Below are 16,463 nucleotides of genomic sequence, written 5' to 3' on the forward strand. Positions count from 1 at the left end.
TTGTATTGACCGTATTGGTGGTTTAGGGAACTTGTCCTACGGTTCCCGGTCAATTTTCGCAGTGCTTCACTGCACGAGTTATGTGAGTCGGAGGTTTTTTCGTATGACCACTTCTTTGCAACCTGCTTATGCCTTGGTCCCGGGTGCGAACCTGGAAGCCTATGTGCACACGGTCAACAGCATTCCATTGCTGACGCCTGAGCAGGAGCGTGAACTGGCCGAGAGTCTCTACTATGAGCAGGATTTGGGGGCGGCTCGGCAGATGGTGCTCGCCCACCTGCGTTTTGTTGTACATATCGCCCGTAGCTACAGCGGCTACGGCCTGGCCCAGGCTGACCTGATCCAGGAAGGCAACGTCGGCCTGATGAAGGCTGTGAAACGCTTCAACCCGGAAATGGGTGTGCGTCTGGTGTCGTTTGCTGTGCATTGGATCAAGGCGGAAATCCACGAGTTCATCCTGCGCAACTGGCGCATCGTGAAAGTGGCGACCACCAAGGCCCAGCGCAAGTTGTTCTTCAACCTGCGCAGCCAGAAAAAACGCCTGGCGTGGCTGAACAACGAGGAAGTCCACCGCGTGGCCGAAAGCCTCGGTGTGGAACCGCGTGAAGTGCGCGAAATGGAAAGCCGCCTGACCGGCCATGACATGGCCTTCGACCCCGCTGCTGAAGCGGACGACGACAGCGCCTTCCAATCGCCGGCCAACTACCTGGAAGACCACCGGTACGACCCGGCGCGTCAACTGGAGGATGCGGACTGGAGCGACAACTCCAACCACAACCTGCACGAAGCGCTGGAAGTGCTGGACGACCGAAGCCGTGACATCCTCTACCAGCGCTGGCTGGCGGAAGAGAAAGCCACGCTGCACGACCTGGCACAGAAGTACAACGTGTCGGCCGAGCGAATTCGTCAGCTTGAGAAAAGCGCGATGAACAAGCTGAAGTTGTCGATCGCCGCCTAAAACGCTGCGAAAAGATAAAAAAATGCCCCGATCGAAAGATCGGGGCATTTTTGTTTGTGCTCAAAGAGTCTCAGGTCAACTCGGTTTAATGTGGGAGCTGGCTTGCCTGCGATGAGGCCGTGTCAGCCAAAATAACTGTTGACTGACCCACCGCTATCGCAGGCAAGCCAGCTCCCACAGGAATCGCGGGGTGTCAATCGGACCAGGGTGCTTTGCGTGAGTTGTTCAGCTCAACCAGATACCCATCCCCACCCAACTGGCTCATCTGCTGGCGAATCCAAGCCGCTCGCCTCGCCACATACGCCGTCGGGTGACTGGCACTCCACACCCTCGGGTTAGGCAGTACAGCAGCCAAATAGCTGGCCTGCTGTCGCGATAAGCCCTTGGCACTCACCCCAAAGTGATGCCGAGCCGCTGCTTCCGCGCCAAACACCCCCTCATCCCACTCAACACTGTTGAGGTACACCTCAAGAATCCGCTGCTTGGGCCACAACACCTCGATCAGCCCGGTAAACCAGGCTTCCAAGCCTTTGCGCAAATAACTACGGCCGGCCCACAGGAACAGGTTCTTCGACACTTGCTGGCTCAACGTACTGGCGCCGCGAATCGAGCCACCGCGCTCGTTGTGCAGGATCGCCGCCTGGATCGCGCCGAAGTCAAACCCCCAATGCTGCGGGAAGCGCTGGTCTTCACCCGCCATCACCGCCACTTTGAGGTCGTCGGAGATCTCATCCCACGGCACCCAGCTGCGCTGCAGGTCAATGGGTTCGCCGTCGAACCAGGATTCAACCTTGCGTTCCACCATCAGCGCGGTGAACGGCGGCGGGACGACACGAAACAGCAGCACCAGCAGCACACTGCCGATGGCAAACCATTTCACAAGGGTGAGAAAGCGTTTGAAGAGGAGACGCAGCATAGAGATGGCTTGGCCGAACCCGTTGAGCGGGCCATTATACAGACCCGGCCCTTTGAGTCTGACTGGAGTTCCTCATGTTGCGTGGCTTTCTGATGTTGGCTGCCTTTTTCGGCTTTACCGGCGTGGCCCTCGGTGCGTTCGCCGCCCATGGCCTGAAAAACCGCTTGAGCGCCGAGTACCTGGCGATCTTCCATACCGGCGTGACCTACCAACTGGTCCATACCCTGGCGCTGTTCGGCGTGGCGTTGCTGGCGGCGCATATTCCTGGCCGGTTGGTCAGCTGGGCGGGCATCTCGTTTACCGTCGGCATCCTGCTGTTCTCCGGCAGCCTGTATGTGCTGACCCTGACCGGGATCAGCAAGCTAGGCATCATTACGCCGTTTGGCGGGCTAGCGTTCCTTTTAGGTTGGTTTTTCCTCGGTCTGGCGGCGTGGCGCTTGCAGGCCGCCTGACCAAGGGGCTTGGGCCGGCAACGTCAATCGGGCTAGAATGCGGGCCCCTAAAAACGATGGCGGCCCGTGGCATGCGCATTCAGTTGAACGGCGAATCCTTTGAACTACCCGACGGTGAAACCGTTGCGGCCCTGCTGACCCGTCTGGAATTGACCGGACGTCGTGTTGCAGTGGAACTCAATCTGGATATCGTCCCGCGTAGCCAGCAAGCCGAAACCACGCTCACCGAGGGTGACCAGGTCGAAGTGGTCCACGCCATCGGCGGCGGTTAGTCGCGCAGCTTCCTGAATTCTGCAGAACCTCACCCCATTTCGAGGATTTCCCATGAGCATCGTTCGTAGCGACAAGCCCTTCGTCCTGGCCGGTCGTACCTACCAGTCCCGTCTGCTGGTCGGCACCGGCAAGTACCGCGACATGGAAGAAACCCGCCTGGCCATCGAAGCCTCGGGCGCCGAGATCGTCACCTTCGCCGTGCGCCGCACCAATCTGGGCCAGATCGAAGGCGAGCCGAACCTGCTCGAAGTGCTGTCGCCGGATCGCTACACCTTCCTGCCGAACACCGCTGGTTGCTACGACGCCATCGAGGCCGTGCGCACCTGTCGCCTGGCCCGTGAGCTGCTCGACGGCCACAACCTGGTGAAGCTGGAAGTGCTGGCCGACCAGAAAACCCTGTTTCCCAACGTGATTGAAACCCTCAAGGCCGCCGAAACCCTGGTCAAGGAAGGTTTCGACGTGATGGTCTACACCAGCGATGACCCGATCATCGCGCGCCAACTGGCGGAAATCGGCTGTATCGCCGTCATGCCGTTGGCCGGCCTGATCGGTTCCGGCCTGGGTATCTGCAATCCGTACAACCTGCAGATCATCCTGGAAGAAGCCAAGATCCCGGTGCTGGTGGATGCGGGTGTAGGCACAGCCTCAGACGCAACCATCGCCATGGAGCTGGGCTGCGACGCGGTGCTGATGAACTCCGCCATCGCCCACGCCCAGCAGCCGATCATGATGGCCGAAGCCATGAACCATGCCATCGTCGCGGGCCGCCTGGCCTACCTCGCCGGTCGCATGCCGAAAAAACTCTACGCCAGCGCCTCCTCGCCGCTGGATGGTCTGATCAAGTAAGAGCCATTGATGACTGAATCAAACGAAACGCCGAACACTGTAGAAGAAGGCGACGAGTCCAAGCACCGCCGCATCAAGAGTTTTGTGATGCGCGCCGGTCGCATGACCGAAGGCCAGCAAAAGGGCCTGGAGCAAGGTACGCCGCTGTTCGTGTTGCCCTTGGCCGACGCGCCGGTGGACTACGACCAGGTGTTCGGCCGTTCGGCCCCGCGCTCCCTGGAAATCGGCTTCGGCATGGGCCACTCCCTGCTGGAAATGGCCGCCGCCGCCCCGGACCAGGACTTCATCGGTGTGGAAGTGCACCGCCCAGGTGTCGGCGCGCTGCTCAACGGCGTACTCACCCAGGGGCTGACCAACCTGCGGGTCTACGATTGTGATGCGATTGAGGTGCTCAACCGCTGCATCGCCGACAATAGCCTTGACCGCCTGATGTTGTTCTTCCCCGATCCTTGGCACAAATCCCGTCACCACAAGCGCCGTATCGTCCAGGCCTCCTTTGCGGAACTGGTACGCAGCAAGCTTAAGGTTGGCGGCATCCTGCATATGGCCACCGACTGGGAGCCGTATGCGGAATACATGCTGGAAGTGATGAATGTCGCCCCCGGCTACCGCAACATCGCCGAAGACGGCAAATGCGTGCCACGCCCGGCTGAGCGTCCGATCACCAAGTTTGAACGCCGTGGTGAGCGGTTGGGGCATGGGGTTTGGGATTTGAAGTTCGAGAAGGTTGACTGACAAACCGTTGGTTTGGAATGCGGTCAAAAATGTGGGAGCGGGCTTGCTCGCGAATGGGGTCGATCAGTCAATATCTCCAGTGACTGACACTCCGCATTCGCGAGCAAGCCCGCTCCCACATGTGTATCTGCGTTGGCGTGGGAGTCAGCGGCGGTCTGCTACTACGCCAATCAACACCAGCACTACCACCAACACCGGCGCCAGGCTGTAGTTATTGAACTGGCTCAACCCCCGCACAATCCACGGCGTGGCGTAGATCAATGCGGCGCCGCTGCCGATCATGCACACCAACGCCATCAACGGTACGCGCAATGCGCCGGCGATGCTGCCCAAGCGCGCTTCCACCCAGCCTTTGATATCAGCGCCAAACAGCACCAGCAGGCAGCCGACGAGGGCCAGGGAGATTTCTGACAGGTTGCTGCGGCTCCAGCGGGATACGGTGGCGAGCAGGTCGAGTACCAAATCCATTCGATTTCCTTAAGAGCGGTCAGCTCAAAAACTTCTGCAACAGGTCATTGAGAAAGAGTTGCCCACGGTCGGTCGCCGCCAGGCGTGACGGTTCGACCTGCATTAAGCCACTTTGTTCTGCCTCGCGGCGGCCTTCATCCAGGCTCGCCAGTTCCAGGCCGGTACGCTCGGCGTAGAGCTTGGCCTCGACGCCATCGGTGAGGCGCAACGCGTTCATCAGAAACTCGAACGGCAGTTCTTCGTTGGTCAGTTCTTTCGCGCCGGCCTGAAAGCTTTTGGCCGGGTTGAGATAGTCCTTCGGTGCTCGGGTCTTCCAGGTGCGTACGATGCGCCCGTCGGGGTGGCTAAGCTTGCCGTGGGCTCCGGCGCCAATGCCGATAAAGTCGCCGAAGCTCCAGTAATTCAGGTTATGCCGCGCCGGGCGGCCGGGTTGGGCGTAGGCCGACACTTCATACTGCGCGTAACCGTGTTCAGCGAGCAGCGCCTGGCCGGCTTCCTGAATATCCCACAGCGTGTCGTCTTCCGGCAGCGCGGGTGGCTGGTTCCAGAATACGGTGTTTGGCTCTAGCGTAAGTTGATACCAGGACAGATGCGTCGGCTTCAGCGCGATGGCCTGGCGTAAGTCGCTCAGGGCATCGTCCAGGGATTGATCGGGCAAACCGTGCATCAAGTCCAGGTTGAAGTTATCGAACCCGGCCAGGCGCGCCATGCCAGCGGCACGCACGGCTTCGTCGCCATTGTGGATACGGCCGAGGGCCTCAAGCTTTTCCTGCTGGAAGCTCTGGATGCCGATGGACAGGCGGTTGATCCCCAGCTTGCGATAGGCGACGAACTTCTCTTGTTCGAAGGTCCCTGGGTTGGCTTCCAGGGTGATTTCGATATCGCTGGCAAACGGGATGCGCGCTTCCACACCCTTGAGCAGGCGGCCCAATGCGGCGGCGCTGAAAAGGCTCGGCGTACCCCCGCCAAAGAAGATCGAACTCAGCTCGCGACCGTACACAGCGTGCAGGTCCTGATCGAGGTCGGCCAGCAGTGCGTCCACATACTCCTCTTCCGGCAGCACCTTGCTGGCGGTGTGGGAGTTGAAGTCGCAGTAAGGGCATTTGCGCACACACCACGGGATGTGGATATACAGCGCCAGGGGCGGCAGTACCGGCAGGGCCGCCCGAGGTGTTTGCGCGCCGCCGTGGATCAGCGGCTGCGCAGAGGTGTTCTGGGTCATTTCAGGCTCAGGCGTTGGCGCAGCAAATCCATTGCGCGAGCACGGTGGCTGATCTGGTTCTTGTCGGCCGGGCTCAGTTCGGCGCTGGAGACATTGCGCTCCGGCACCCAGAACAGGGGGTCATAGCCAAAGCCATGTTCGCCACTGGCTGCATGCAGGATGCGCCCGTGCCACAGGCCTTCACACAGGATCGGCAGCGGGTCATCGGCGTGGCGCACCAGGGCCAGCACGCAGACGAACTGCGCGCCGCGCTCGGCGTCCGGCACGTCCTTGAGCGCGTCTAGCAGTTTGGCGTTGTTGGCCGCGTCGCCCTTGCCGTCGGCATAACGCGCCGAGTAGATGCCAGGGGCGCCGCCGAGGAAGTCCACCGCCAGCCCAGAGTCATCCGCCAGCGCCGGCAGGCCGGAGATACGTGCAGCATTACGCGCCTTGAGGATGGCGTTCTCGACGAACGACAGGCCGGTCTCTTCCGGCTCCACCTGGCTGAATTCGCCAATCGAGCGAAGCTGCACGGAGTCGCCGAGCATCGCCTGCAGTTCTTTGAGTTTGCCGGCGTTATGGCTGGCGAGTACGAGTTGGGTGAGTTTCATCATTCGGCCGGGAAGAGTTCTTGGTTGAATTGGAAGCTATGGGCTTTGCCGCCGGTTTCAACATTGATGGTAAACGTCTTGTATTCCCGCTGGGTCACGGAGTAGGGCGCGAGATAATTGACGCCGCCTTTCTCGTTGATTTGCTTGAAGGTCAGGACCTCACTCTTGCCGCCCAGGTCCTTGATGGTGCCGGTGACTTGCGCGGCCACCGGGGTTACGCCCTTGATCACGGTCACGTTGATCAGGCCCTTCTCCTTGCTGCGTACCACGCCGACTGCCTGGGCAGTTTCCGGTTGCAGGAAGCTGGAGGTGAAAGTGTTGTAGTGCACGGTGATGTCACCGAAGTCTTTCTTGCGGTTAGCGTCTATTGCGTCTGCGGCCACGGCGCTGGCGCCCAGGCAGGCGGTCAATAGAAAAATAGCCAAACGACTCATGAGCGTCCCTCTTGAAGATGATTAGACGGCAATCTTGTGGTCGGTCAGGCCAGGACTGCTGACCCGGTAAATACCAATTTCGCCCAAAAGGTTGGGCCATAGTTTACTCGCCCAGCCGTGGCGGTGCTGTTGATCGACGGCAAGGCGGTTGATCACCTTGGCTTCACGCTCGCCACACAAGGCTTCGAAGTCTTCGAAGGTGCAGAAGTGGATGTTCGGCGTGTTGTACCAGGTGTAGGGCAGGAAGTCCGACACCGGCATGCGGCCCTTGGTGGCCAGGTACCAGCGGCAGCGCCAGTGGCCGAAGTTGGGGAAGGTGATGATGCACTGGCGGCCGACGCGCAGCATTTCGTCGAGGATGCGGTCCGGGTAGTGCACCGCCTGCAGCGCCTGGGTCATCACCACGATGTCGAAGCTGTTGCTGGCAAAGTTGCCCAGGCCCTTGTCCAGGTCCTGTTCGATCACGTTGATGCCCTTGGCCACGCACTGGGCGATGTTGTCCGGGTCGTTTTCCAGGCCGTAGCCGGTGACTTGCTTGTTGTCGCGCAGCCAGCTCAGCAGTTCGCCATCGCCGCAGCCCAAGTCGAGCACGCGGCTGCCGGCGGGGATCCATTCTTGGATGATTTCCAGGTCGGCTCTCATGGCGTTCTCACACAGTAATCCGGTTCATGTAATTGCCGAACGCCTGCAAGTAACGCGGGATCGGAATCAGGAAGGCGTCGTGGCCTTGCGGCGCATCGATTTCCAGGTAGCAAACGTCTTTGCGCGCGGCCATCAGCGCATCCACCAGCTCACGGGAGCGGGCTGGCGAGAAGCGCCAGTCGGTGGTGAACGACATTACGCAGAACTTGGCCGTGGCGCCTTCGAAGGTTTTCGCCAGGTCGTCGTCGTGATTGGCGGCCGGGTCGAAATAGTCCAGGGCCTTGGTCATCAGCAGGTAGGTATTGGCGTCGAAACGCCCGGAGAACTCCTCACCCTGATAACGCAGGTAGCTTTCCACCTGGAACTCGACGCTGTGGAAGTCGTAGTTGAGCTTCTCGCTCTTGAGGCCACGGCCGAATTTTTCGCCCATGGAGTCATCGGACAGGTAGGTAATATGCCCCACCATCCGCGCCAGCATCAGGCCACGCTTGGGGATTACCCCGGCTTCCTGGAACGAACCGCCGTGGAACTCCGGGTCGGTGAGGATCGCCTGGCGCGCTACTTCGTTGAAGGCGATGTTCTGCGCTGACAGCTTGGGGGCCGAGGCGATGGCCAGGCAATGGCGCACGCGGTCCGGGTATGTGATGGTCCATTGCAGCGCCTGCATGCCGCCCAGGCTGCCACCGATCACGGCGGCCCACTGGTGGATGCCGAGCAAGTCGGCGAGGCGGGCCTGGCTGTGCACCCAGTCTTCCACGGTCAGTACCGGGAAATCGGCGCCGAACGGCTTGCCGGTTTCCGGGTTGATACTGCTAGGGCCGGTGGAACCGTTGCAGCCTCCGAGGTTGTTCAGGCTGACCACGAAGAACTTGTTGGTGTCGATGGGCTTGCCGGGGCCGATGCAACTGTCCCACCAGCCGGGCTTGCGGTCGTCGACCGAGTGAAAGCCGGCGGCGTGATGATGGCCGGACAAGGCGTGGCAGATCAGCACGGCGTTGCTCGCCGTGGCGTTCAGTTGGCCGTAGGTTTCATAGATCAGGTCATAGGCAGGCAGCGAACGCCCGCAGGCCAGGGCCAGCGGTTCGCTGAAGTGCGCCACTTGGGGCACGACCAGTCCAACAGAATCGGGGGGGAAGGCAGCTGGCATCGACCCTGCTCTCGTTTAAATGAGGCGTAAGTCTAAAGACCGCTGCACCTAGCGGCAAGCGAACCCTGACCCTGTAGGAGCCGGCAAGCCGGCTCCTACAAGGGCGTTAGATCAGCAGGCGCAGGATATCTGGCATCCCGGTCATGGCTGCCAGGTTGTTGATCACCAGCATATCCAGCAACTTGAGCACCATGAACGCCAGGATCGGCGAAATATCCAGGCCGCCCAGGTTCGGCAGCAGGCGGCGGAACGGCGCCAGGGCCGGTTCGCAGATCTGGTTCACCAGCTCGGCGCCAGGGTTGTGGCTGCCCGGGGCGACCCAGGACAGGATCACGCTGATGATCAGGGCGAAGAAGAAGATCTTCAGGAACAGCGCGGTCACGCCGATGATGGACCAGACCAGCAGTTGGACGAAGTTGCCGGTGGTGCCATAGGTCAGCAACAAGGTCAGCGCCATCAAGGCCAGCTGTACCAGGATCGCCAGGACCAGCGACGACATATCCAGGCCGAACAGGCTTGGGATGATCCGACGCAACGGTTTGAGCAGTGGCTGGGTGGCCTTGACGATGAACTGGCAGAGCGGGTTGTAGAAGTTCGCGCGCACCAGTTGCAGCACGAAGCGCAATAGCACGATCAGCAGGTACAGGCTGCCGAGGGTTTGCAGCACGTAGACGGCTGCGGTGTTCAAACCAATCATGTTGGCTCCTTATTTGCCCAGTTGTTCGGCGAGTTCCGCCGAGCGGTGCGCAGCGGCACCCAATGCTTTTTCTACCAGGGCTTCAAAGCCCCCGGCCTGGAACGACTCGATGGCCGCCTGTGTGGTACCGCCTGGCGAGGTCACGCGACGGCGCAACTCGGCGGCGTCCACATCGCTGGCCACTGCCATATGCGCGGCGCCCAAGGCAGTCTGCTCGGCCAGTTGCTCGGCAACCTCCTTGGACAGGCCCAGTTTCACGCCGGCGGCGGTCATGGCCTCGATCAGCAGAAAGAAGTACGCCGGGCCGCTGCCGGACACGGCGGTGACCGCGTCCAGTTGCTGCTCCTGCTCCAGCCACAGGGCGAGGCCCACGGCAGACAGCAGCTCTTGCGCCTGGTCACGTTGTTCGGCGCTCACTTCGGCGGTGGCGTACAGCCCACTCACGCCTTGGCTGACCAGTGCCGGGGTATTGGGCATGCAGCGCACGATTGGCTGGGCACCGAGCCAGGTGTTCATGCTGGCGCAGGTGATACCGGCAGCGATGGACACCACCAGTTGATGCGGTTGCAGGCTCGGACGCAGGCTTTCGCACACGGCTTTCATGGCCTGCGGCTTAACGGCCAACACGATGACATCGACGCCCTGGATGGCCTCGGCGTTGTCGGCAAAGGTATCAATGCCGTGCTCGGCGCTGACGCGGGTACGGGTGTCGGCGCCCGGGTCGCTGGCGCGAATCTGCGCGGCGTCCAGGCCCTTGGCCCGCAGGCCACCGATCAGGCTGGCCGCCATGTTACCGGCGCCGATAAAGGCAATACGCGTGTTGCTCATGACAGGTCCTTACTCAGAGGGAAGTCAGCCATGTTCATGGCTGGCCGTAGTCGCGGGCGCCAAACAGGGCGGTACCAATCCGCACCCAGGTGGCGCCTTGGGCGATGGCCGACTCAAGGTCGTGGCTCATGCCCATGGAAAGTGTGTCCAGCGGCAGGTTCAGGCTGTTTTGCAGGTCGCGTACCGCGGCGAACGCTGCGTCTTGCGCGGTCCGATCTTCAGTCGGCTCCGGAATCGCCATCAGGCCACGCAGCTTCAAGCGTGGCAGGGCGCTGATGGCGTCGGCCAGGGCCGGCAGGTCGGCGGGTGTACAGCCGGACTTGCTGGCTTCGCCACTGACATTGACCTGGATGCAGATGTTCAGCGGTGGCAGGTCGGCCGGGCGTTGTTCGGACAAGCGTTGAGCGATTTTCAAGCGGTCCACGGAATGCACCCAAGCGAAGTTCTCGGCGATAGCGCGCGTCTTGTTCGATTGAATGGGGCCGATGAAGTGCCAACTCAAGGGCAGGTCGGTTAATTCGGCCTGTTTGCCCAGGGCTTCTTGCAGATAGTTCTCGCCAAAGTCGCGCATCCCGGCGGCATAGGCTTCGCGCACGGCTTGCGCGGGTTTGGTCTTGCTCACGGCCAGCAGGTGGATGCTGCTTGCGTCACGTTGCACGGCGTCGGCTGCGGCGCGGATGCGCTGGCTAACCTGGCCGATGTTGTCTGCTATCGTCGACATTCAAGATGCGCCCGTGGATATGGAGTCCGCGGCATTCTACTGGAAATGGAAAGCCCTATGGATATCACTGAATTACTCACGGCCAGCGTGCGCCGTGGTGCGTCCGACCTGCATTTGTCTGCCGGCCTGGCGCCGATGTTGCGCGTGGATGGCGAGGTCTGGCCGCTGGATGGGCCGGTGCTTTCACCTACGCAAGTAGCGGACTTACTGAGCCCTTTGCTCAATCAGTACCAACAAAAGGATTTCGAAACATCTCTTGAAACAGACTTTGCCTTCGAACTGCCCGGCGTGGCGCGGTTCCGGGCCAATGTGTTCCGGCAGGATCGCGGCATGAGTGCGGTGTTTCGCACCATTCCGTCTGAGGTCCAGAGTCTGGAAGGTCTTGGCCTTGGCGAAGTGTTCCGGCGTATAGCCCAACTGCCACGGGGCCTGGTTCTGGTTACCGGCCCGACCGGCTCGGGCAAGTCTACGACTCTGGCGGCGATGATCGATTTCCTCAATCAGCATCGGCGCCATCACATTCTCACCCTTGAAGACCCCATCGAATTTATCCACACGCCGAAAATGGCGTTGATCAATCAGCGCCAGGTGCATCGCGACACCCATTGTTTTTCCACCGCCCTGCGCTCGGCGCTGCGGGAAGACCCGGACGTGATCCTGGTGGGCGAACTGCGTGACCTGGAAACTATTCGCCTGGCGCTGACGGCGGCTGAGACCGGGCACCTGGTGTTTGGCACCCTGCACACCAGTTCAGCGGCAAAGACCGTAGACCGGCTGGTGGACGTGTTCCCGGCTGGGGAAAAGGCCATGGTCCGCTCGATGTTGTCGGAGTCGTTGCAGGCGGTGGTGTCCCAAGTGCTGGTAAAGAAGATCGGCGGCGGACGCGTGGCGGCCCATGAAATCATGCTGGGCACGCCGGCCATTCGGAACTTGATCCGGGAGGACAAGGTGGCGCAGATGGTTTCAGCGATACAGACCGGTGGGGCGTTGGGGATGAAGACGTTGGATATGAGCTTGAAGGCGTTGGTCGGGGAGGGGGTGATCAGCCGGGAGGATGCGCGGGAGAAGGCGAGAGTGCCTGGGGAAATATGAAGATCCAAATGTGGGAGGGGGCTTGCCCCCGATAGCAGTGGATCAGTTAGCTTATTTGTAGCTGACCCACTGCAATCGGGGGCAAGCCCCCTCCCACATTGTTTACCGCATTCCAGCCTGGAATCAGCGTTGCACGACTCGCAGGTTGTTCTGCTCTTTCGGCAACACCCGCTTGGCAATCACGTAGTTCTTGTCCCAGAACGGCTTCTTCAGCGTATCGATGCTCACCGACTTGCCACGGCGCGGTGCGTGGATGAAGCGGTCATTGCCCAGGTAGATGGCAACGTGGTTCACCTGGCGGCTCTTTAGTTTGAAGAACAGCAGGTCACCGGGTTTCAGGTCCTTGCGATCGACCTTCTGCCCGTGGCCGGCGGCCATGGCGTTGGAGGTGCGCGGTAAATCCACGGCGGCTACGTCGTTAAACGCATATTTCACCAAACCACTGCAGTCGAACCCTTTACTTGGGCTGCTGCCGCCCCAACGATAAGGAGTACCGAGCACGTTGACGGCGCGGCTGAGGACGGTGCTGCTCTGCTTGGTGTTAACGCCAACCAGACCTGGAACGGCTTTACCGCTATGGGTCTTGCTCAGTTGAGTCGGGCGGTTGACGGTCAGCTTGACCGACTTGGCGGTGCTTGGCGTACTGTGGACTTTAGGGGTGAAACCGTTAACGTTAGGAAGTCGTTGCTCACGATTGGTGGCGTGGGCGGCCAGTGGCATTAATAGGCAAATGGTTAGCCATGTCTTGAAAAATGGTCGCATTAGGCGTGGCTCTTATGGGTTTGCGCGCAACTTTATAACAGCTTTTTGTGTCGTTCTCAGGCCGTTTGTCGACTGAACCTTGACGTCAAAATCAGGAAAAACGCGACGATTCGCCGCAATTGTCCTACACAAGTCAGGTGGCATAAGGCTTTCAGGGCAGGGAAGATACCATTTGCCGTACGTCGGGCGCCTGTAAAAAAGTCACAAAGAAAATGAAAAAATTTATCTATCGAGGCAAAAGAGGTACGCGATGAACACCTATCAGCAGATTGGTCCACAGCAAGACACCCACAGTAAGGTGATCGGTTACCTGCTGTGGATTTTCGGTTTTACCGGGGCGCATCGCTTCTATTACGGCAAACCAGTGACCGGCACGATCTGGTTTTTCACCCTCGGTCTGTTGGGTATTGGCTGGTTGATCGACTTTTTCCTGATTCCGGCCATGGACCGTGAAGCGGACCTGCGTTTTACCGCCGGGCCTATCGAATACAACGTGGCCTGGATACTGTTGGCGTTTCTGGGGGTATTTGGCGTGCACCGCATGTACCAGGGCAAATGGATCACCGGCCTGATCTACCTGCTGACCGGCGGTTTGTTCCTGGTGGGGGTGCTGTATGACTTCTGGACATTGAATACGCAGATTTCGATCCGCAATGCCGAGCGCAACGCCGGACGGTAAGCCTGCACACAATCCAATATGGATGCTGGCTTGTGTGGGAGCTGGCTTGCCTGCGATGCAGACACCTCGGTCTTTCAGCTAAACCGAGGTGATGCTATCGCAGGCAAGCCAGCTCCCACATGGGCCTTGTCCACATCAGGCGTGTTTTATCAGGCCTGGTAACTGATACGGCCGTCGACCAAGGTGTAACGCACCGTCGCCGGCAGGCTATGCCCAATGAACGGGCAGTTTTCGCCTTTCGACAGCCACTGCTCCCCGGCAACCGTGGAGCTGGCCGGATCAAACAGCACCAGATCCGCCGCCGAACCCACTGCCAACTTACCCGCCGGCAGGCGCAATGCCTCAGCCGGGCCGGCGCTCAGGCGTGCCAGCAAGGTCGGCAAGTCCAGCAGCCCATCCTCCACCAACGTCATCGCCAGTGGCAGCAACAGTTCAACACTGCTGATACCCGGCTCTGTCGCGCCAAACGGTGCCAGCTTGGCATCCCGCTCATGGGGCTGGTGATGGCTGGAAATCGCCGAAACCACACCCGACTTCACCGCCGCGCGCAAACCGTCACGATCGGCCAGGGTGCGCAACGGCGGCTGCACGTGGTACAGGCTGGAGAAGTCGATCAACGCTTCATCCGTGAGAATCAGCTGATACAGCGCCACATCCGCCGTCACCGGCAAACCACGGGCCTGGGCCTGGGCAATCAAGGCCACGCCGCGAGCGCTGGTCAACTGGCTGAAGTGCGCGCGCACGCCGCTTTGTTCCACCAGCAGCAGGTCACGGGCCAGGGCCACGGTCTCGGCGGTTTCCGGAATGCCCGGCAAACCGAGGAAGCTGGCCACGGCGCCTTCATGGGCCAGGCCGCCTTCGGCCAGGTCGCGGTCCTGGGAATGGAAGATCACCGTCAGGTCGAAGGTGGCCGCGTATTCCAGAGCGCGCAGCAGCGTGCGGGTGCTGCGGAAGCTTTCCAGGCCATTGCCGAACGCCACGCAACCGGCGTCGCGCAGGGCGATCAGTTCGGCGAGTTGTTCGCCTTCCAGGCCTTTGCTCAGGGCGCCGATAGGGAACACTTTGCAATTGCCGGCTTCGCGGGCGCGGTCGAGGATCAGCTCGGTCACGGCCGAGGTGTCGAGGATCGGCTTGGTGTGGGGCGGGCAGCACAGGCTGGTCACGCCACCGGCAGCGGCGGCGCGGGTTTCGCTGATGATGTTGCCCTTGCGGCTGTAACCCGGCTCGCGCAGGGCGACGTTCAGGTCGACCAGACCAGGCGCGGCCACCAAGCCTTTGGCGTCGATGGTTTCAGTCGCGCTGAAACCCGCAGGGGCGGCGCCGATGGCGATGAGCTTGCCGGCTTCCAAGTGCAGATCAGTCACTTGATCCAGGCCACTGGCCGGATCGATAACGCGAGCGCCAAGAATGCTGAGCTTCACTGGGCGTTCTCCTGCTCGAATTGACGTTGCGCGGTTTGCCCGCTCATGGCCATGGACAGCACGGCCATGCGGACGGCGATGCCGTAGGTGACCTGGTTCAGGATCACCGACTGAGGGCCGTCGGCAACCGCCGACTCAATCTCCACCCCACGGTTGATCGGGCCTGGGTGCATCACGATGGCATCCGGCTTGGCGCCGGTCAGGCGTGCGGTGGTCAGGCCGAACAGGCGGTAGAACTCGCCTTCGCTCGGCAGCAGGCCACCGGCCATGCGCTCGCGTTGCAGGCGCAGCATGATCACCACGTCCACATCCTTGAGGCCTGCGGCCATGTCGGTATAGACCTTTACGCCGTACTGCTCGATGCCGATCGGCAGCAGGGTTTTCGGGGCGATCACGCGGATATCCGGGCAACCCAGGGCTTTGAGGGCCAGCATGTTCGAGCGTGCAACCCGCGAGTGCAGGATGTCGCCGACAATGGCCACTGAGAGGTTTTCAAAGCTGCCCTTGTGCCGACGGATGGTGAGCATGTCGAGCATGCCCTGGGTCGGGTGGGCGTGACGGCCGTCGCCGCCGTTGATGATCGCCACCTGCGGGCACACGTGTTCGGCGATGAAGTGCGCGGCGCCGGAGTCGCCATGGCGCACCACGAACATGTCGGCGGCCATGGCCTCCAGGTTGCGCAGGGTGTCGAGCAGGGTTTCGCCCTTGCTCGCTGACGAGGTGGACACGTTCAGCGTGATCACGTCGGCCGACAGCCGCTGGGCCGCCAGTTCAAAGGTGGTGCGGGTGCGCGTGGAGTTCTCGAAGAACACATTGCAGATGGTCTTGCCGCGCAGCAGCGGGACCTTCTTCACCGCGCGGCCACCGACTTCAAGGAACGAGTCGGCGGTGTCGAGGATTTCGGTGAGCAGTTCGCGGGGCAAACCGTCGAGGGACAAGAAGTGTTGCAACTGGCCCTGAGCATTGAGCTGCAGCGGGCGCTTGGCATCGAGAGGCGTCATCGCGGGGACTCTTTACAAGGCGGTTTAAAGGGCGAGGTCTTGCAGTTCGAGTTCGAGCGGCGTGGGACCGGACAATTTTACCCGTTGGTGGGCTTGCAGCGACAGTGTGGCGCCGACCACATCCGGGCTAATCGGCAGTTCGCCGGCATCCAGGTCGAGCAGGCACACCAGGGTCACGCTGGCCGGGCGGCCGTAGTCGAACAGTTCGTTCATGGCGGCGCGGATGGTGCGGCCGCTCATCAGCACATCGTCGATCAGCACCAGGTGTTGGCCTTCGATCTCGAACGGCAGGGCCGACGGGCGCACTTGTGGATGCAGGCCGTTCTGGCTGAAGTCGTCACGGTAGAAGGACACGTCGAGGGTGCCGAGGGGCGAGTCGCTGCCCAGTGCTTCCAGCAAGGCCTGGGCCACCCACACACCACCGGTGCGAATGCCGATGAAGCGCGGCTCGCTGATGTTGCGGTGTTGCAGATGGGCCGTGAGGCTTGTGGCCATCTGGCTGATCAGTTCGGCGGGGTTCGGCAGGCTCATGCAGGCTCCTTCAGGACCTTGGCGCAGGCAAGGTCCGGGCTCAAACGT

Annotated in this window: 21 protein-coding genes; 7 read left to right on the forward strand and 14 right to left on the reverse strand. The window is 61.1% G+C overall.

The window, feature by feature from the left end:
* The first annotated feature begins 103 nt into the window (after positions 1 to 103).
* The gene (rpoH, locus tag EJ576_RS02425) at positions 104 to 958 is read left to right on the forward strand and encodes an RNA polymerase sigma factor RpoH (RefSeq protein ID WP_003176698.1); all 855 of its coding nucleotides are present in this window, start codon (positions 104 to 106) and stop codon (positions 956 to 958) included.
* 193 nt (positions 959 to 1,151) lie between these two features.
* Here the strand turns inward: rpoH and mtgA are convergent, their stop codons facing one another.
* Positions 1,152 to 1,874, reverse strand: a complete 723-nt coding sequence (mtgA, locus tag EJ576_RS02430; protein ID WP_122729662.1) for a monofunctional biosynthetic peptidoglycan transglycosylase — start codon at positions 1,872 to 1,874, stop codon at positions 1,152 to 1,154.
* A gap of 74 nt (positions 1,875 to 1,948) precedes the next feature.
* Between mtgA and EJ576_RS02435 the strand changes: the two genes are divergently transcribed.
* The 4 genes from EJ576_RS02435 to trmB all read left to right on the forward strand — a co-directional run bounded on the left by EJ576_RS02435 (position 1,949) and on the right by trmB (position 4,180).
* On the forward strand, positions 1,949 to 2,326 hold the full coding sequence (locus tag EJ576_RS02435) for a DUF423 domain-containing protein (RefSeq protein WP_016976028.1): 378 nt from the start codon (positions 1,949 to 1,951) through the stop codon (positions 2,324 to 2,326).
* 71 nt (positions 2,327 to 2,397) lie between these two features.
* Positions 2,398 to 2,598: a sulfur carrier protein ThiS gene (gene thiS / locus EJ576_RS02440; RefSeq protein WP_178083516.1), complete on the forward strand. Its 201-nt coding sequence runs from the start codon at positions 2,398 to 2,400 to the stop codon at positions 2,596 to 2,598.
* A gap of 52 nt (positions 2,599 to 2,650) precedes the next feature.
* Positions 2,651 to 3,445 (forward strand): thiazole synthase, encoded by a 795-nt coding sequence (locus EJ576_RS02445; protein WP_015886353.1) that lies wholly within the window; start codon positions 2,651 to 2,653, stop codon positions 3,443 to 3,445.
* A gap of 9 nt (positions 3,446 to 3,454) precedes the next feature.
* Complete coding sequence (gene trmB, locus EJ576_RS02450; RefSeq protein WP_122729660.1) at positions 3,455 to 4,180, forward strand: tRNA (guanosine(46)-N7)-methyltransferase TrmB; 726 nt, start codon at positions 3,455 to 3,457, stop codon at positions 4,178 to 4,180.
* Positions 4,181 to 4,324: 144 nt separating this feature from the next.
* Here trmB and EJ576_RS02460 read toward each other — a convergent pair whose 3' ends face one another.
* The 9 genes from EJ576_RS02460 to EJ576_RS02500 form a co-directional block, all read right to left on the reverse strand.
* Positions 4,325 to 4,648, reverse strand: coding sequence for a DUF3392 domain-containing protein (locus EJ576_RS02460; RefSeq protein ID WP_016972961.1), 324 nt, complete (start codon positions 4,646 to 4,648; stop codon positions 4,325 to 4,327).
* A 19-nt stretch (positions 4,649 to 4,667) separates the two neighbouring features.
* Positions 4,668 to 5,870 (reverse strand): radical SAM family heme chaperone HemW, encoded by a 1,203-nt coding sequence (gene hemW, locus EJ576_RS02465; protein ID WP_122729658.1) that lies wholly within the window; start codon positions 5,868 to 5,870, stop codon positions 4,668 to 4,670.
* On the reverse strand, positions 5,867 to 6,463 hold the full coding sequence (gene rdgB, locus EJ576_RS02470; RefSeq protein WP_028618310.1) for an RdgB/HAM1 family non-canonical purine NTP pyrophosphatase: 597 nt from the start codon (positions 6,461 to 6,463) through the stop codon (positions 5,867 to 5,869). The genes hemW and rdgB overlap by 4 nt, the downstream gene beginning before the upstream one ends.
* Positions 6,460 to 6,894: a DUF4426 domain-containing protein gene (locus EJ576_RS02475; RefSeq protein ID WP_028618309.1), complete on the reverse strand. Its 435-nt coding sequence runs from the start codon at positions 6,892 to 6,894 to the stop codon at positions 6,460 to 6,462. Before EJ576_RS02475 ends, rdgB begins: the two co-directional genes overlap by 4 nt.
* 21 nt (positions 6,895 to 6,915) lie before the next feature.
* Positions 6,916 to 7,536 carry a methionine biosynthesis protein MetW gene (gene metW / locus EJ576_RS02480; protein ID WP_010207236.1) on the reverse strand — a complete coding sequence of 207 codons (621 nt, stop codon included), beginning with the start codon at positions 7,534 to 7,536 and terminating at the stop codon, positions 6,916 to 6,918.
* A 7-nt stretch (positions 7,537 to 7,543) separates the two neighbouring features.
* Positions 7,544 to 8,683 (reverse strand): homoserine O-acetyltransferase, encoded by a 1,140-nt coding sequence (locus EJ576_RS02485; protein WP_123474938.1) that lies wholly within the window; start codon positions 8,681 to 8,683, stop codon positions 7,544 to 7,546.
* A gap of 106 nt (positions 8,684 to 8,789) precedes the next feature.
* A complete protein-coding gene (locus tag EJ576_RS02490; RefSeq protein WP_122729647.1) occupies positions 8,790 to 9,380 on the reverse strand; it encodes a YggT family protein in 591 nt (196 codons plus the stop codon).
* A 9-nt stretch (positions 9,381 to 9,389) separates the two neighbouring features.
* Entirely contained in the window at positions 9,390 to 10,208 is an 819-nt protein-coding gene (proC, locus tag EJ576_RS02495; protein WP_126569509.1) for a pyrroline-5-carboxylate reductase, read from the reverse strand.
* Positions 10,209 to 10,242: 34 nt separating this feature from the next.
* A complete protein-coding gene (locus EJ576_RS02500; protein WP_028618305.1) occupies positions 10,243 to 10,929 on the reverse strand; it encodes a YggS family pyridoxal phosphate-dependent enzyme in 687 nt (228 codons plus the stop codon).
* 57 nt (positions 10,930 to 10,986) lie between these two features.
* Between EJ576_RS02500 and EJ576_RS02505 the strand changes: the two genes are divergently transcribed.
* Positions 10,987 to 12,021, forward strand: coding sequence for a type IV pilus twitching motility protein PilT (locus tag EJ576_RS02505; protein WP_126569510.1), 1,035 nt, complete (start codon positions 10,987 to 10,989; stop codon positions 12,019 to 12,021).
* A 123-nt stretch (positions 12,022 to 12,144) separates the two neighbouring features.
* On the opposite strand, the gene EJ576_RS02510 is transcribed toward EJ576_RS02505, so the two are convergent.
* Positions 12,145 to 12,783: a C40 family peptidase gene (locus EJ576_RS02510; protein WP_123474943.1), complete on the reverse strand. Its 639-nt coding sequence runs from the start codon at positions 12,781 to 12,783 to the stop codon at positions 12,145 to 12,147.
* Between the two features lie 268 nt (positions 12,784 to 13,051).
* On the opposite strand from EJ576_RS02510, the gene EJ576_RS02515 reads away from it, so the two are divergent.
* Positions 13,052 to 13,462: a TM2 domain-containing protein gene (locus EJ576_RS02515; RefSeq protein WP_164393875.1), complete on the forward strand. Its 411-nt coding sequence runs from the start codon at positions 13,052 to 13,054 to the stop codon at positions 13,460 to 13,462.
* Positions 13,463 to 13,611: 149 nt separating this feature from the next.
* On the opposite strand, the gene EJ576_RS02520 is transcribed toward EJ576_RS02515, so the two are convergent.
* The 3 genes from EJ576_RS02520 to pyrR are packed head-to-tail and all read right to left on the reverse strand — an operon-like array spanning position 13,612 to position 16,415.
* Complete coding sequence (locus EJ576_RS02520) at positions 13,612 to 14,883, reverse strand: dihydroorotase (RefSeq protein WP_122729638.1); 1,272 nt, start codon at positions 14,881 to 14,883, stop codon at positions 13,612 to 13,614.
* On the reverse strand, positions 14,880 to 15,884 hold the full coding sequence (locus EJ576_RS02525; RefSeq protein ID WP_126569511.1) for an aspartate carbamoyltransferase catalytic subunit: 1,005 nt from the start codon (positions 15,882 to 15,884) through the stop codon (positions 14,880 to 14,882). The genes EJ576_RS02520 and EJ576_RS02525 overlap by 4 nt, the downstream gene beginning before the upstream one ends.
* Before the next feature lie 24 nt (positions 15,885 to 15,908).
* Positions 15,909 to 16,415 carry a bifunctional pyr operon transcriptional regulator/uracil phosphoribosyltransferase PyrR gene (pyrR, locus tag EJ576_RS02530; protein ID WP_016976043.1) on the reverse strand — a complete coding sequence of 169 codons (507 nt, stop codon included), beginning with the start codon at positions 16,413 to 16,415 and terminating at the stop codon, positions 15,909 to 15,911.
* Positions 16,416 to 16,463: the final 48 nt, after the last annotated feature.

The sequence above is a fragment of the Pseudomonas sp. C 49-2 genome (assembly GCF_003970195.1).
In the GTDB taxonomy this organism is placed as follows: domain Bacteria; phylum Pseudomonadota; class Gammaproteobacteria; order Pseudomonadales; family Pseudomonadaceae; genus Aquipseudomonas; species Aquipseudomonas canadensis.